The sequence below is a fragment of the Pseudonocardia sp. CA-107938 genome (genome assembly GCF_050936315.1).
GTDB lineage: Bacteria > Actinomycetota > Actinomycetes > Mycobacteriales > Pseudonocardiaceae > Pseudonocardia.
On sequence record NZ_JBNJNA010000001.1, the window covers coordinates 4,165,314 to 4,179,100 of the forward strand.

Consider the following 13,787-nt stretch of genomic DNA (forward strand, 5'->3'; position numbering starts at 1 on the left):
CGCGCGGTCGCCTGGTGCGTTGCGTGTGGCTGCTACTCCCGGCGCGCGCCAGGGGGCCACACAACGGTGACGGGAATGCGCCTTTCCCGGGCGACTCGTACGGTGTCCCCGGTCCCACCCCTGCCGTCGGGTGGTGCGCCGTCCCAGACGGCGACGAGCACGTCGGCGGTGTCGAGAAGGTTTTCGTTGGCCGCCTCGTATGCCTCGCGGTTCGAGGTTTCGAACGGCATGACGTGCACCTTGTCAGCCTTGCCGATCAGGGTTTCGAACTGCTCGCGGTTGGCGGGTTTGACCTTGTTCTCGCGATAGTCCGCGGCTGGGAGGATGACCTCCAGGGTTCCGCCGAGTTCCAGGACCACGGTGGCGAACAGTTGGTCCGCGCCGCGGGCAAGGCACGAGATCCCGACGAGTGGCTTCGCCGCGTCGGCGAGGGTGGCGCGCAGAGCCTCGGAGATGGCTGGTACCGAGTCCACGGTGATGTTGGAGTGGCCGGTGATTCCTACGCGCACGCCGTTCGCCTCTCATGCGGTTGTCGGGAGTAGCTCACGGATGATGTCGCGGGTTTCGCGGATCGCGGCCACGCGGGTGAGCGGTTCGGTTTCGCGGTGCCAGTCGGCGAGCTTGCGCGCGAGGCGACCGGGGCGGGCCCGGTCGATGAGCGGCAACGCGGTGGCGATGCTGACGGCGGACTGCTCGTGGTCGCCGGTCAGTACTTGGGAACGGGCGAGACTGATCATGTCGAGGGCGCGGTTGCGGCTGCGGCGCGGGTCGCGGGTGGCGATCGCGCGTCCGATGTAGACGATCGCGTTGTGGGCGTGACGGGGCTCGTGCCGGGCGAGGTCGCGGTACCGGGCGCCGATCACCCCGGCGAGTTCGGCACTGTCGAGGCCGGACAGCCAGCGCGGTTCCGTCTTGGGGTCCGCGTCGCTGTGGGCGGTTTCGGCGATGTCGACGGCGCGTTCGAACGCGTACGTCTCGCCGCGTTGGGCGTGGCCCCATGCCTGGCGGGTGGCGAGCATCGCCGACAGGGCCGGAGTGGTGTTGTGCGCAGTGCCGCGCTGGGCGAGCGCGACGACTTCCAAACCGTCTGCGGGCCGTCCGAGATCGAACAACTGTCGTGCGAGGGCGGCGAGTGCGACAGCACCGAACGAGGTGTTGCCGCCTGCTTTCGCCAGGCGGGCCGCCATCACGTAGTGCTCGGCGGCGGACGGGTAATGGCCCGCGTCGAACCCCATCGCCCCGCTGATCTTGGCCAGTTCGGCAGCGGCACAGAACACCCGATTCGTCAGGGGTCCCTCGGGTGCGGTGTGGACGCGGTCGACGATGTCGGCGAGTTGCCCGACGACGGCGGTGCGACCCAGCCCAGCGGTCGAGCGCCAGGCGCGGAACCCTGCGGTGACCGATTCGATGGCCTCCACCTCGGCGAGCGCGAACGGACCGCGTCGCGCTGCGAGTCCGGGATCGTCGGCGAGCGGGGACAGCCACGGCGCCAGCGGGGCCAGCAGGGTAGGGCCGCCGAGGATGGCGGCGGCACCGCGCACGGCCGCTCTACGGCTGATCAAGTACTGCTGCGCCGCTTCGGTGGCGTCGACGGCGATGTCGTCGCGGGTCCACGGCCCCGACCCTGCCGTCGGCATGACAGCGGCTGCGGAGGCGGTAGTGCGGCGAACGGAGTAGAACCCCAAGGCTGCGTCGGAGTCGACGCCGAGCACCGCGCGCAACGCGGCCCGGTACTCGCGGATCGGGCAACGGACGATCCCGCGTTCCCACTTGCCGATCAAATGATCGTCGAGTTCGTATCGGGTGCCGGTGTGGTGCCACAACCACGTGTTGACGGCATCGGCGAGTTCGGCACGGGACATCGGCTCGCCGGGTGCGCCGGGGGATGGGGTGGACTCGCGAGCGGCGCGCAGCAGACGGTTCTGCTCGGTCGCCACCGCCAGTCACCTCCCTGATCGCCCCGCGCCAGGCGCACCTCGAGTTGCCCTGCCGCTCACCCTGCCGCGCGATATTAGGGTTTCACGGGCGGTGCTGGGCTCGCCGTGCGACGTTGCCCCTCCTTGCCCCGTTGACCGTGGGCTGCCCGTGGCTGACCGGTAGGTGCCCGTGTGCGTGGCCTCCCCGTACCGGGTGGCGCACCGGACGGTTCTGGCATGGGTTGCGGTGCGTTCGCGGCGGTAGTGGCGACGGCGGCGCGCTGTGTCGCCGCATCGCTGCTTTCGATCTTGCCCAGGCCTGTGCGGCCTCCTGGTGGTCGTCATCGGCGGCGGCGGAACGTGCACGGCACGTTCGCCTTGCACCGATCCGGGACGCGATCCCCGGCATCGTCGCCTCCGACGTCTCATCGCCGTGTCGTCGTGTCCCGGGGCCGTCCGCCGGTTCGACCGCGCCCGGCATGGGTGATCCGTCGGGTGGTCGGCGCGTGAACGGAGACGAAGCGGCGCAGTGGCGGGGCGCGGTCGAGGTGCTGGCGTTGTGGCCCGGGGTGGTCGCGCGGTTGGTTGTGGAGCACATCGCAGACGTTGACGGGCGGTGCCGAGGGTGCACCCGTCCCGGTGCTGGGACACCGGGTGCATGGTGGCCGTGCCGCCTGGCGTTGCTCGCCCGCGATGCAGGCCAGCACCGCGGCGGCCCGAGTGACCTCCCCTGGCACGGGGCCGATTCCGCACGTCACGGCGGGGTGTGACAGCAAAGCCACCTTCACGCAAGATTCCGGCATGCAACTGGCTTTGCTGCAGCGGCTGGACCCCGGGACGTGAATGCCCGGGCTCTCGTCGTCGCCGCTCCGTCCTCCGGCTCCGGCAAGACGACCCTCGCCACCGGGCTCATGGCCGCGCTGCGCCGCCGCGGGACGACCGTCGCCCCGTTCAAGGTCGGGCCCGACTACATCGACCCCGGCTACCACACGCTCGCCGCCGGCCGGCCGGGCCGCAACCTCGACCCCGTGCTGGTCGGCGCAGAGCGGATCGCGCCGCTCGCCCGGCACGGAGCCGCGGGGGCGGAGATCGCGGTCGTCGAGGGCGTCATGGGTCTGTTCGACGGCCGGATCGACGACGGGGAGGGCTCGACGGCGCAGGTCGCGGGCCTGCTGGGGGCTCCGGTGGTCCTGGTGGTCGACTGCCGCGGGCAGGCGCGCAGCCTGGCCGCGCTGCTGCACGGGTTCCGCTCGTTCGACGCCGACGTCCGCGTGGCGGGGGTCGTGCTGAACCGGGTCGGCAGCGAGCGCCACGAGCAGGTCCTGCGCGCCGCTGCCGACGAGGCGGGTCTGCCGGTGCTCGGTGCGCTCCCGCGCCGGGACGCGCTCGCGGTGCCGTCGCGCCACCTCGGCCTCGTCACCGCGGCCGAGCACGGGCCGGCGGCGCACGCCGCGGTGGACGCGATGGCCGAGCTGGTCGCCGCCCACGTCGACCTGGACGCCGTCGCGGCGCTGGCGACCCCGCTGCCCGACGGGCCCGTGTGGTCGCCGGGGGAGCGGCCCCGCGGCCGACATCCGCTGGTCGCGGTGTTCGGCGGCCCGGCCTTCACCTTCGGGTACGCCGAGCACCGGGAGCTGCTGGACGCCGCGGGCGCCGACGTCGCCGTCGTCGACCCGCTGCGCGACGAGCGGCTCCCGACCGGGACGCAGGCGCTCGTCCTGCCCGGCGGTTTCCCCGAGGAGCACGTCGCCGAGCTGGGCGCGAACGCCGGGCTGCGCGCGGACGTCGCTGCGCTGGCCGCGTCCGGGGCGCCCGTGCACGCCGAGTGCGGGGGGCTGCTGTACCTGTGCGAGAGCCTCGGCGGGGCGCCCATGTGCGGGGTGCTCCCGGCGCGGGCCGCGATGACCGCCCGCCTGACGCTGGGCTACCGCAGCGCCGTCGCGCTCTCCGACTCGCCGCTGCTCTCCGCGGGAGAGCGGGTGAGCGGCCACGAGTTCCACCGCTGCGCGGTGACGCCGCGCGCCGGCGCGCACCCGGCCTGGGCCTGGCGCGGAGCCGATCCGGAGGGCTTCGTGCTGGGCGGTGTGCACGCATCCTTCCTGCACACGCACCCCGCGGGCACGCCGTCGATCGTCGACAAGTTCGTGTCCGCCGTGCAGAACGATGTATCCCGATCTACGCTGAGGCTCTCTACTCTTGAGTAGGGGCCTTCAGCGAGGAGGGTGACATGGTTCGGACCGGACTTGTGCTGGGGGCGGGGGGCCTGCTCGGCTCTGCCTGGACCACGGGCGCGCTCGTCGCGCTGCAGGACATGATCGATCGCCCGCTCGGCGACCTGGAGCTGATCGTCGGAACGAGCGCCGGCAGCGTGCTCGGTTCGGCGCTGCGCTGCGGCCAGAGCGTCGACGAGCTGCTGGCCCACCAGCAGGGCGCCGACCCCGGCGATCTCGCGCCCGACCTCGAGAACGTCGTCGCGCTGCCGGACATCCGCCGGATCGAGCGCGAGACGGGCAACGGGTTGCCACCGGTGCCGTGGCCGTGGCTGGGTTCGCCCGGCCTGCTCGCCTCGGCCGTGATGCGCCCGCGCTCGCTCAACCCGGTCGTCGTCGCGTCCGCGCTGGTGCCGCTCGGCCGGGCCCGGATGCACTCGGTCGTCGACATGGTCGCCGCGATGCAGACCCGGGTCGGTGTCACCGAGGACGGCTGGATCCCGGGCAACCCGCTGTGGATCGCGGCCGTCGACTACGACTCGGGTCGGCGCGTCGTGTTCGGCCGCGCCGGCGGGCCGCGATCGAGCGTCGGCGAGGCGGTGCTCGCGTCCTGCTCCATCCCCGGCTGGTTCGCCCCGCAGGTCATCGGGGGCCGCCGCTACGTCGACGGCGGCATCGCCTCGTCCACGTCGCTGGGGCTCCTCGCTCGGCCCGGCGCTCCCGAGCTGGACGAGGTGATCGTCCTCGCGCCGATGGCGAGCCACGTCTACGACTGCCCTGGCGACCCGCTCTCGCAGCTGGAACGGAAGCTGCGGCGCCTGCTCACCCGCTGGCTCGACGCAGAGGTGGAGGCCGTGCGGGCCGCGGGCATGCGGGTCACCGTGCTCACGCCCGGCCCTGCCGACCTCGCCGCCATGGGCGGCAACCTGATGAACCCGCGCCGGCGCGAACGGGTCCTGGACACCGCGCTGGCGACCTCCCGCGGCGCACTGGCCGCCGCGTTCGCCGCCTCCGCCGACGACGACGGCCTGCAGGAGGGCGCTGCTTAGCGCATTCAGCCCACGCCGACCGTCTGCCGCTCGGGCTCGATGATCGCGACGACGCGCTCCTCGCCGCGCGGGTAGGGCGCGCCGGTGTACTTGATCTGGATCTCGTCGACGAGCGCCCAGCCGGCGTCGCCGTCGATCCACTCGACGACCCGCCCGCGGACGACCATGGGTGTGAACGGGTTGTCGGCGCTCGCCAGCGAGAGCGCGACGCGCGGGTCCTGCTGCAGGTTGCGGGCCTTGCGGGTGTGCGGGCCGGTGAAGAACGCGATCCGCTCGCCCAGCGTGGTGACGAAGACGGGCACGGCGTGCGGGGCGCCGTCGGGGGTGACGGTGGCGAGGTGCGCGAGGGCCTTGTTGTCGATGGCGGCGCGGACGTCGGCGTTCAGCATCGGGGTCTCCTGTCGTTTGGGTTCCTTGAGGGAACGCAGAGACCGTAGCACGACAGAGTTCCCTCAGGGAACCCCAATTGCTAGACTCGTCCCATGCAACGCACCCACTTCGGCGAGCTGGCCTGCTCGATCGCCCGCACGGCCGACGTCGCCGGGGAACCCTGGACACCGCTGATCCTGCGCGACATCTGGGTCGGCATCACCCGCTTCGACGACCTGCAGGCCGAGCTGGGCATCTCCCGCAAGGTCCTCGCCGAGCGGCTGACCCACCTCGTCGACCGGGGCGTGCTCACGCGCCGTCCCTACGACAACCGCCCCCGCCACGAGTACGTGCTGACGGAAATGGGCACCGAGCTCGTCGACGTGCTGATGACGATGGTTGCGTGGGGTGACAAGTGGCTGGCCGGGGCGGCCGGCCCGCCCGTCCTCCTCCGCCACCACGCCTGCGGCGAGATCAGCCACGTCGAGCTGCGCTGCTCGCACTGCGGCGAACCGATGCACGCCGACGACGTCGACCAGCTGGCGGGGCCCGGCGCCGCCTAGCCACTCGCGCACATCCTGATGCGCTCACGCACACGTCCCAGCATGTGCGCGAGCACCCGAAGGTATGCGTGAGCGGTGGGTCCGCCCTGCGCCCTTAGGCTGCGCTGGTGTTCGGCATGATCCGGCCCTGTCGCCACACCCTCGGCCCGGCGTTGCGCGACCAGTGGATCGGGCATCTGTGCGGCCTCTGCCTGGCCCTGCGCGACGCCCACGGCCACCTGGCCCGCGTCGCGACCAACTACGACGGGCTGCTGATCTCCGTGCTCGTGCAGGCGCAGGTCGCCGAGGCGACCAGCCGGCGGGCCGGCCCGTGCCCGCTGCGCGGCATGCGCACGGCGACCGTCGCGACGGGGGAGGGCGCCCGGCTCGCGGCGGTCGTGTCGTTGATGCTGGCGTCGGCCACCCTCGCCGACCACGCCGTCGACGGCGACGGCCCGCTCGCCCGGCCCCGGCTCGCCCGCGCCGCCACCGGCCTCGCGCAGCGGTGGGCCACCCACGCGCGGGCCGACGCTGCCGCGCTCGGCCTCGACGCCGGCGTGCTGCTGGACGCGGTGGCCCGCCAGCCCGCCGCCGAACGTGCCGCGGCGTCGCTGCTCGCCGTCACCGAGCCGACCGAGACCGCCACCGGCGCCGCGTTCGCGCACACCGCGGTGCTCGCCGACCGACCGGCGAACGTCGTCCCGCTCACGGAAGCCGGACGGCTCTTCGGCCGCCTCGCCCACCTGCTCGACGCCGTCGAGGACCTCGAAGCCGACACCCGCACGGGGGCGTGGAACCCGCTGGTCGCGACCGGTACCGACCTGGCCTCGGCCCGCCGGCACGCCGACGACGCCGTGCTGGGCGTGCGGCTCGCGCTGGCCGACGTCACGTGGGCGTCGCCGGCGAGCGGCCGGCTCGCGCACCGGCTGCTCGTCCACGAGCTGGAACGCTCCGTGCAGCACGCCTTCGCGCACGCCGACCCGAAGCCCGTCGAGATGGAGCCGACCCGCCGCCGCGGGCTGCTGCAGGGTTGCGGCGTCGCGCTGGTGCTGTGCTGCACCTGCCAGGTGTGCTGCGGCGAGTACGAGGGGCCGTGGTCGGGTAAGCGCCGGGAGGGCTGGTGCACCAACTGCGGCTGCGACGGGTGCGATGCCTGCGACGGCTGCGGCGACTGCTGTGAGTGTTGCAACTGCTGCGACTGCGGCGGCTGACCGGCGACTATCCTTTGCGGGTTCAACGATCGACGGCAGGAGGACCAGTGACGGTGGCGCCCTACCTCGTGGGGCTGGACCTCACCGGCCGGCGCGTCGTCGTCGTGGGCGGGGGCAGCGTCGCGCAGCGGCGCGTCGTGGGGCTGGTCGCGGCCGGCGCCGACGTCGAGCTGATCGCCCCCGAGGTGACCCCCGCCGTGGAGGCCATGGCCGCGGCCGGGGAGCTGCGCTGGACCGCGCGCCCCTTCGCGACCGGCGATCTCGACGCCGCCTGGTACGCGCTGGCCTGCACCGACGACCCCGAGGTGAACGCCGCGGTCTGCGCGGAGGCGGAGCAGCGGCAGATCTTCTGCGTGCGCGCCGACCACGCCCCTGGCGGTTCCGCGGTCACGCCCGCCGTCGGGCATCACGACGGACTGGCCGTCGGCGTGCTCGCCGGTCGCCGGCCGCGCCGCTCGGCGGCCGTGCGCACGGCGATCGTCGAGGCGCTCGCCGGCGGCCTCGCCGACGCCGTCGACCAGGGCGCTGCGGAACCCGTCCGTCCCGGCGTGGCGCTGGTGGGCGGAGGTCCGGGCGACCCGGAGCTGATCACCGTGCGCGGGCGGCGCCTGCTCGCCCGCGCCGACGTCGTCGTCACCGACCGGCTGGGCCCGCGCGAGCTCCTCGACCGGCTCGGCGAGTCGGTGGAGGTCATCGACGCCAGCAAGATCCCGTACGGCCGCGCCATGCAGCAGCAGAAGATCAACGAGCTGCTGATCGAGCACGCGCGTGCCGGCAAGTTCGTGGTGCGCCTCAAGGGCGGCGACCCGTACGTGTTCGGCCGCGGCTTTGAGGAGGTCCTCGCCTGCGCGGAGGCCGGCGTACCGGTCACCGTCGTACCCGGCGTGACCAGCGCGTTCGCCGTGCCCGCCATCGCCGACGTGCCGGTCAGCCACCGGGGCGTCGCGCACGAGATCGTCGTCGTCTCCGGGCACGTCGCCCCCGGCGACCCGCGCAGCCTCGTCGACTGGCCCGCGCTCGCCCGGCTGCGCGGCACGCTCGTGCTGATGATGGCCGTCGAGCGGCTCGGCGCGTTCGCCGAGGCCCTGCTCGACGGCGGCCGCGACCCGCAGTCGCCGGTCGTGATCGTGCAGGACGGCACCACCCGCATCCAGCGCACCGTGCGGGCCACCCTCGCCACGGTCGCCGACGTCGCGCGGGCGGAGGAGGTCAGCCCGCCCGCGATCGTCGTGATCGGCCCGGTCGCCGGGCTGGTCGACGGGCCCGTGACCAGCGCCCCGCACGACACCGCCTAGGCTCGACGAGTGCCGGACTCCCTGCTCGACCTGCCGGTGCGCGACTTCCTGGACGCGGTCGCCGCCCGTACCCCGACACCCGGCGGCGGATCGGTCGCCGCCGTCACCACCGCCCTGGCCGCGTCGCTGACCGCGATGGCCGCGCGCTACTCCGACCTGCCCGCCGACGAGGTCGACGAGCTGCGCGCCCGCGCCGCCGTGCTCGCCGACGCGGACGCCGCCGCCTTCGCCGCCTACCGCGCCGCGCTCGCCGCGGACGACGAGGGTCGACCGGCCGCGCTGGAACGTGCCCGCGACGCAGCCGCCGCCGTGCCCGCCGAGGTGGCCGAGTGCGCGGGCCGGGTGGCCGAGCTCGCCGGGGAGCTGGTCCGGGCGGGCAACCCGAACCTGCGCTCGGACGCCGCTGCGGCCGTCGCGCTCGCGGCTGCCTCCGCCGCCGCGGCAGCGGAGCTGGTCGCGGTGAACGAGCCGGACTCGCCGCGCCGGCGTCGCGCCGCCGAGGTGGCCGCGTCGTCCCGGGTGCTCGCCGCTGTGGACGGAGGATGACCGCCGACGTCATCGACGGCCGCGCTGTGGCCAAGCAGCTGGCCGACGAGGTGCGCGGCGAGCTGGCCGAGCTGGCCGCCCGCGGCGTGACCTGCGGTCTCGCCACCGTGCTGGTGGGCACCGACTACGCCGCTGCGGCGTACGAGCGCCGGCTGCGCACCGAGGCCGACGAGCTGGGCATCACCTACCGCCACTACTTCCTGGGCGCCGACAGCGAGCAGCACACCGTCGAACGGGTGGTGCGGGACCTCGGCGCCGACCCGGCGGTGCACGGCGTGCTGGTGCTGCGGCCGCTGCCCGCGCACCTCGACGAGGGCCGGATCTTCCAGGCGCTGGAGCCGGCGAAGGACATCGAGTCGGTGCACCCGGAGAACGCGGGCCTGCTCGCACTGGGCACCCCGCGGTTCGTCCCGTCCACCCCGGCCGCGGTGTTCCACGTGCTGGACGGGTGGCTCGCCGAGCAGGAGCTCGACCCGGTCGAGTTCTACCGCCGCTCGACGATCGCCGTCGTGGGTCGCTCCAGCAACGTGGGCCGACCCGCGGTGTCGCTCGCGTTCCAGCGGCAGGCCGTGGTGGTGTCGTGCGACGAGTGGGCCAGCCGCACCGATCGGCTCGCCGCGCAGACCCGGCTGGGCGACGTCCTGATCGTCGCCGCCGGGGTGCCCGGCCTGATCAGGGCCGAGCACGTGGCGCCGGGCGCGATCGTGCTCGACGTCGGCATCAACCCCGTCACCGGCGACGACGGGCGGGTGCGGCTCGTCGGTGACGTGGCGCTCGACGAGGTCGCCGAGGTCGCCAGGGCCGTCACGCCGGTGCCGGGCGGGATCGGCCCGGTCACCGACGTGTGGCTGATGCGCAACACCGCCGCGGCAGCGGCCGCGCGCCTCAGAACTTGAGCAGGCGGTCGAAGAAGTCGCGGTAGCGGTGCATGGCCAGGCGCAGGTCCTCGGTGGAGGTGCGGTCGCCGTCGATGCCGCGGTCGAGCTGCGCGCGCTGGGTGGCGAGCCCGCGCGCGATGTCGTCGAGCAGCTCGCCGACGAGCGCGTCGGCCTTGCGCACGGCGTCGCGCGGCTCGTCGACGAACTCGCTCTTCACCGCGGCCCAGCGGGCCGCGTAGGCCTGGGCGCGGTCGTCGGCGACGAACCGTTCGAGGCCCGCGGGCGGGGTCCGGCTGTCGGCGGCGACAGCCGGGCGGCCGTTGGCGGTGTTCGTGCTGGACTGGGTCGAAGCGGTGGTGTCCGTGGGAACTCCCTGGTCGGAGGGACCGCCGGCTGCAGAGGAGCTGTGCGTGTCGGCGGCGGGGGGTGGAGCAGCGATGCGGGGGCGGAACGGCGTGACCGGGTTGGGGTCCTGGCGGGGCCGTTGCGCGGGGTCGGGCGCGTCGAACAGCTCGTGCCGGCGCCGCGGACGGTTCGCCGAGCCGTTCGGCGGAGCGTGCCAGGTGCGCGCGACGCTGCCGTGGTCGGAGAACCGGTTCGGGTTCTCGTCGGGCTCGGTGGTGGGCCGCTCGCTCGGCGCTGACCGGTCGGCGCCCGGGCCGCGGTGCGGCCCGGCCAGCTCGGGTGCGGTCCAGACGGAGGGACGGGCCGGCTGCTCGGGTTCCGCCGTCGCCTCGACCTCGTCCTCGGGGAGCTCGTCGGCGGCGGGGTCGGCAGGGTCCGCGGCGTCCTCGGTGACGTCGTCCTGGGCGTGGTCCGCGGCCGCTTCGGTGTCGTCGGCCCGCTCCTCCCGCGGCGGGGGCCGCTCCGACCGGGCGGGCTCGGGCGCACGGGTCGACGGGAACATCTGGGTCACGGGCTCGGCGACCGCGCGCGCCTCGGCCACGGGGGGCTGCGCCGGTTCGGGCTGCTCGGGCCGCGCCGCGGCGGGTTGCGGACTCGGGGCACCGTTCTGCGGGACCGCCGGCGGGTGGTCGGCGGGCCCACCATCCGTCGCCGTGAGCGGCGCGGGCGGGGCCATCGGGCGGTTGAGGGGGCGCGGGGTGGCCGGTCGCGCCATCGGCTGCGCCGCCTGCCACGGCACGGGCTGCGGCTCGGGCGCCTGCCACGGGCCGTTGTCGGGACGGCCGTTCGGCCGGCCGTTGGGTACGGCGCCGTTGGGGGCAGCGCCGTGGGGGACAGCGCCGTTGGGGCCGGTGCCGTTGTGGTTGCCCTCCTGCGGGGTGGCCTGGCCGAAGGTCGGGGGCGGTCCCGGGACGGGCGCGGCGAGGGTCTCCTCGGCCGACCCGATGCTGCCGGCCGCCCGCGGCACGCGCTGCGGCAGGCCCTGCTGCTGTCCCTGTTGCTGTCCCGGTCGCTGCCCGGCCTGCGGGTTCTGCTGGGCACCCGGGTTCCCGTACCGGCCGCCCCAGATCTCCGGGCGGCCCTCGTCGTCCCGGCGTTCGGGGTGGTCGTCCCGGCCGCCGACGGTCTCGCGCCACGCCGATCTGATCTTGTCCATGGCACCGCTGTGCTCGCCGTCGTGGCCGGGGGTGGTCATCGGTCTGCTCCTTAGCGGCCGAACAACGGACGGTGATGGTGCCGCCCGGCAGTGCCTCGACGAGATCCACGGTAGGGGGTACCCGTCCGGGGCCTCACCTCGGTGTCACCTCACATCCCACCGCGTACCGTGACGAGGCCGCCCCGTTCGGAGGAATCGTATGAGTCTCGTCGACGACACCGTCGCCCGTGTCCACCCTGTCGACGGAGCGGCCCGCGCCGCCGCGGCGGAGCGGCTCGACCGCATGACGAAGCCCGCCGGGTCGCTGGGCCGGGTCGAGGACCTCGCGATCACGCTCGCCGGCATCGCCGGGCAGTGCCCGCCGCCGCTGCCCGTGCCGGCGACGGTGGCGGTGTTCGCAGGTGACCACGGGGTCCACGCCCGCGGGGTGACGCCGTGGCCGCAGGAGGTCACGGCGCAGATGGTGGGCAACTTCCTCGCCGGCGGCGCGGTCGTGAACGCGTTCGCCCGCAGCCTCGGCCCGGAGACGTGCACCGACGTCGTCGTGGTCGACGTCGGGGTGGCGGCGCCGCTCACCGGCGCCCCCGGACTGATCGACCGCCGGGTCGCTGCGGGAACGGCCGACATGACCGCAGGCCCGGCGATGACCCGGGCGCAGGCGCAGGCCGCCGTCGAGGCGGGCATCGCGACGGCCGACGAGCTCGTCGCGGCGGGCAGCCGCTGCCTGGTCCCGGGTGACATGGGCATCGCCAACACGACCGCGGCCGCCGCGCTGATCTGCGCGTTCACTGGCGCCTCCCCGGAAGCTGCGACGGGCCGCGGCACCGGCGTCGACGACGTCACGCTGGCCCGCAAGGTCGAGGTCGTCACCGAGGCGCTGGCCCGGCACGCCCCGGACCCGGCCGACCCGCTGGGCGTCCTGGCCGCGGTCGGCGGGCTGGAGCACGCCGCGATCGCCGGGTTCGTGCTCGGCGCGGCCGCGCACCGCGTCCCGGTCGTGCTGGACGGGGTGAGCGTCGGTGCGGCCGCGCTCGCCGCGGTCGCGCTGGCACCGGACGCGCTCGGCTACTGCGTCGCCGGGCACCGGTCCGTGGAGCCCGGCCACACGCTCGCGCTCGCTCACCTCGGCCTGACGCCGCTGCTGGACCTGGGCCTCCGCCTCGGCGAGGGGACGGGTGGGCTGCTGGCCGTGCCGGTGGTGAGCGCGGCCGCGCGCGCCCTGCAGGACGTCGCCACGTTCGACGCGGCGGGCGTCACCGAGAAGGAATAGCGCTCACGCACACCGCCGGGTGCCCGCGCACATGCTGCGACGTGTGCGCGGGCGCACGAGCATGTGCGCGAGCGGCACTAGCAGGCGGCAGGGGGCTCGGCGACCGCGGCCGGCTCCGGTGCCGTCGTGCGCAGCGACTGCCACGACAGCCGCAGCAGGTGCCACGCGAGGGCGACGACGACGCCGATCTGGAACGCCATCGACGCGCGCTGCAGCGCGCCGCCGACGTCGACGATGCCGATGGCGGCGAAGGCGTCGGGCGCCAGCTGCACCACCCGGAACGCCAGGTAGGTGGCGGTGAGCACGAGGGCTCCGACGGACATCACCCGCACCACGCCCACGACGGGCTGCCAGGCGGGCGTCTCGGCCAGCCGCGGAGCAGCGGCCAGCCCGGCGAACGAGAGCAGCAGCAGGATGCCGGCGCCGGCGAACTGGTGCACCCAGCCGCTGAACGAGGTGATGTCCGGGCTGTTGTCGGTGGGGAAGATCGCGGCCAGCACCAGGCACAACGACCACACGCCGAGCAGCACGGTGGGGCGGCCGGAGATGTGCGCGCCGGCCCAGGTCATGCCGGCCAGCACGGCCAGCGCGGCGACCGCGAGCGCGACGGCGGCGCTGGTGAACGGGGCGCTGCCGCCCTCGACGAACACGTAGTAGCTCGCCGGCACGCGGATCGGGTTGACCTCGGCGCGGAAGGCGAACCCGAGGTAGACCATCGTGATCACGCAGCGCGCGGCCGACAGCAGTGCGAGCACCGCCAGGAGCAGTGTGCCGATGCCCCACCACCGCCGCGCCGGACGAGACGTCACCAGCACCGCCATCCACCCCCGCTCGACCGGTCGTCCGTGCCGGTCGGGCCGGGACACCGGGTCCCTTCGATGATACGTCCGGACAGATCATCGGCCCACGTTCCGCGGGCCGGGTTTCCGCACGTTCACCC

At 74.7% G+C, this 13,787-nt stretch carries 13 protein-coding genes; 8 read left to right on the top strand and 5 right to left on the bottom strand.

Going from position 1 to position 13,787, the window contains the following annotated elements:
* Nucleotides 1-32 precede the first annotated feature (32 nt).
* Together ACQEVB_RS20775 and ACQEVB_RS20780 are read right to left on the bottom strand one after the other, a co-directional pair.
* Nucleotides 33-509 carry a hypothetical protein gene (locus ACQEVB_RS20775; RefSeq protein WP_432973879.1) on the bottom strand — a complete coding sequence of 159 codons (477 nt, stop codon included), beginning with the start codon at nt 507-509 and terminating at the stop codon, nt 33-35.
* A 12-nt stretch (nt 510-521) separates the two neighbouring features.
* Nucleotides 522-1,937, bottom strand: a complete 1,416-nt coding sequence (locus ACQEVB_RS20780) for a hypothetical protein (RefSeq protein ID WP_432973881.1) — start codon at nt 1,935-1,937, stop codon at nt 522-524.
* 818 nt (nt 1,938-2,755) lie between these two features.
* Here ACQEVB_RS20780 and ACQEVB_RS20785 point away from each other — a divergent pair.
* Entirely contained in the window at nt 2,756-4,120 is a 1,365-nt protein-coding gene (locus tag ACQEVB_RS20785) for a cobyrinate a,c-diamide synthase (RefSeq protein WP_432973883.1), read from the top strand.
* Between the two features lie 23 nt (nt 4,121-4,143).
* Complete coding sequence (locus ACQEVB_RS20790) at nt 4,144-5,175, top strand: patatin-like phospholipase family protein (RefSeq protein WP_432973885.1); 1,032 nt, start codon at nt 4,144-4,146, stop codon at nt 5,173-5,175.
* Between the two features lie 5 nt (nt 5,176-5,180).
* On the opposite strand, the gene ACQEVB_RS20795 is transcribed toward ACQEVB_RS20790, so the two are convergent.
* Nucleotides 5,181-5,564, bottom strand: a complete 384-nt coding sequence (locus ACQEVB_RS20795; protein ID WP_432973887.1) for a TIGR03618 family F420-dependent PPOX class oxidoreductase — start codon at nt 5,562-5,564, stop codon at nt 5,181-5,183.
* A 93-nt stretch (nt 5,565-5,657) separates the two neighbouring features.
* Here ACQEVB_RS20795 and ACQEVB_RS20800 point away from each other — a divergent pair, with 93 nt between their 5' ends.
* From ACQEVB_RS20800 to ACQEVB_RS20820, 5 genes are all read left to right on the top strand, one after another.
* Nucleotides 5,658-6,107, top strand: a complete 450-nt coding sequence (locus ACQEVB_RS20800; RefSeq protein ID WP_432973889.1) for a winged helix-turn-helix transcriptional regulator — start codon at nt 5,658-5,660, stop codon at nt 6,105-6,107.
* Between the two features lie 107 nt (nt 6,108-6,214).
* Nucleotides 6,215-7,297 carry a DUF5685 family protein gene (locus ACQEVB_RS20805; RefSeq protein WP_432973891.1) on the top strand — a complete coding sequence of 361 codons (1,083 nt, stop codon included), beginning with the start codon at nt 6,215-6,217 and terminating at the stop codon, nt 7,295-7,297.
* Between the two features lie 47 nt (nt 7,298-7,344).
* Complete coding sequence (cobA, locus tag ACQEVB_RS20810) at nt 7,345-8,592, top strand: uroporphyrinogen-III C-methyltransferase (protein WP_432973893.1); 1,248 nt, start codon at nt 7,345-7,347, stop codon at nt 8,590-8,592.
* Nucleotides 8,593-8,601: 9 nt separating this feature from the next.
* The gene (locus ACQEVB_RS20815) at nt 8,602-9,138 is read left to right on the top strand and encodes a cyclodeaminase/cyclohydrolase family protein (protein WP_432973895.1); all 537 of its coding nucleotides are present in this window, start codon (nt 8,602-8,604) and stop codon (nt 9,136-9,138) included.
* On the top strand, nt 9,135-10,034 hold the full coding sequence (locus tag ACQEVB_RS20820; protein WP_432973897.1) for a bifunctional 5,10-methylenetetrahydrofolate dehydrogenase/5,10-methenyltetrahydrofolate cyclohydrolase: 900 nt from the start codon (nt 9,135-9,137) through the stop codon (nt 10,032-10,034). Before ACQEVB_RS20815 ends, ACQEVB_RS20820 begins: the two co-directional genes overlap by 4 nt.
* Here the strand turns inward: ACQEVB_RS20820 and ACQEVB_RS20825 are convergent.
* Nucleotides 10,024-11,616 carry a hypothetical protein gene (locus tag ACQEVB_RS20825; RefSeq protein ID WP_432973899.1) on the bottom strand — a complete coding sequence of 531 codons (1,593 nt, stop codon included), beginning with the start codon at nt 11,614-11,616 and terminating at the stop codon, nt 10,024-10,026. The two genes, ACQEVB_RS20820 and ACQEVB_RS20825, sit on opposite strands and share 11 nt — an antisense overlap.
* A 160-nt stretch (nt 11,617-11,776) precedes the next feature.
* Between ACQEVB_RS20825 and cobT the strand changes: the two genes are divergently transcribed.
* Nucleotides 11,777-12,847, top strand: a complete 1,071-nt coding sequence (cobT, locus tag ACQEVB_RS20830) for a nicotinate-nucleotide--dimethylbenzimidazole phosphoribosyltransferase (protein ID WP_432973901.1) — start codon at nt 11,777-11,779, stop codon at nt 12,845-12,847.
* A gap of 77 nt (nt 12,848-12,924) precedes the next feature.
* Here the strand turns inward: cobT and ACQEVB_RS20835 are convergent, their stop codons facing one another.
* Nucleotides 12,925-13,668 carry a DUF998 domain-containing protein gene (locus tag ACQEVB_RS20835; RefSeq protein ID WP_432973903.1) on the bottom strand — a complete coding sequence of 248 codons (744 nt, stop codon included), beginning with the start codon at nt 13,666-13,668 and terminating at the stop codon, nt 12,925-12,927.
* Nucleotides 13,669-13,787 lie beyond the last annotated feature (119 nt).

What these genes read in the sequence shown, in the direction of transcription:
- ACQEVB_RS20790 (WP_432973885.1), top strand. Translation starts at nt 4,144, where the DNA reads ATGGTTCGGACCGGACTTGTGCTGGGGGCGGGGGGCCTGCTCGGCTCT.
- ACQEVB_RS20795 (WP_432973887.1), bottom strand. Translation starts at nt 5,564, where the DNA reads ATGCTGAACGCCGACGTCCGCGCCGCCATCGACAACAAGGCCCTCGCG.
- ACQEVB_RS20800 (WP_432973889.1), top strand. Translation starts at nt 5,658, where the DNA reads ATGCAACGCACCCACTTCGGCGAGCTGGCCTGCTCGATCGCCCGCACG.
- ACQEVB_RS20820 (WP_432973897.1), top strand. Translation starts at nt 9,135, where the DNA reads ATGACCGCCGACGTCATCGACGGCCGCGCTGTGGCCAAGCAGCTGGCC.
- ACQEVB_RS20825 (WP_432973899.1), bottom strand. Translation starts at nt 11,616, where the DNA reads ATGACCACCCCCGGCCACGACGGCGAGCACAGCGGTGCCATGGACAAG.
- cobT (WP_432973901.1), top strand. Translation starts at nt 11,777, where the DNA reads ATGAGTCTCGTCGACGACACCGTCGCCCGTGTCCACCCTGTCGACGGA.
- ACQEVB_RS20835 (WP_432973903.1), bottom strand. Translation starts at nt 13,668, where the DNA reads ATGGCGGTGCTGGTGACGTCTCGTCCGGCGCGGCGGTGGTGGGGCATC.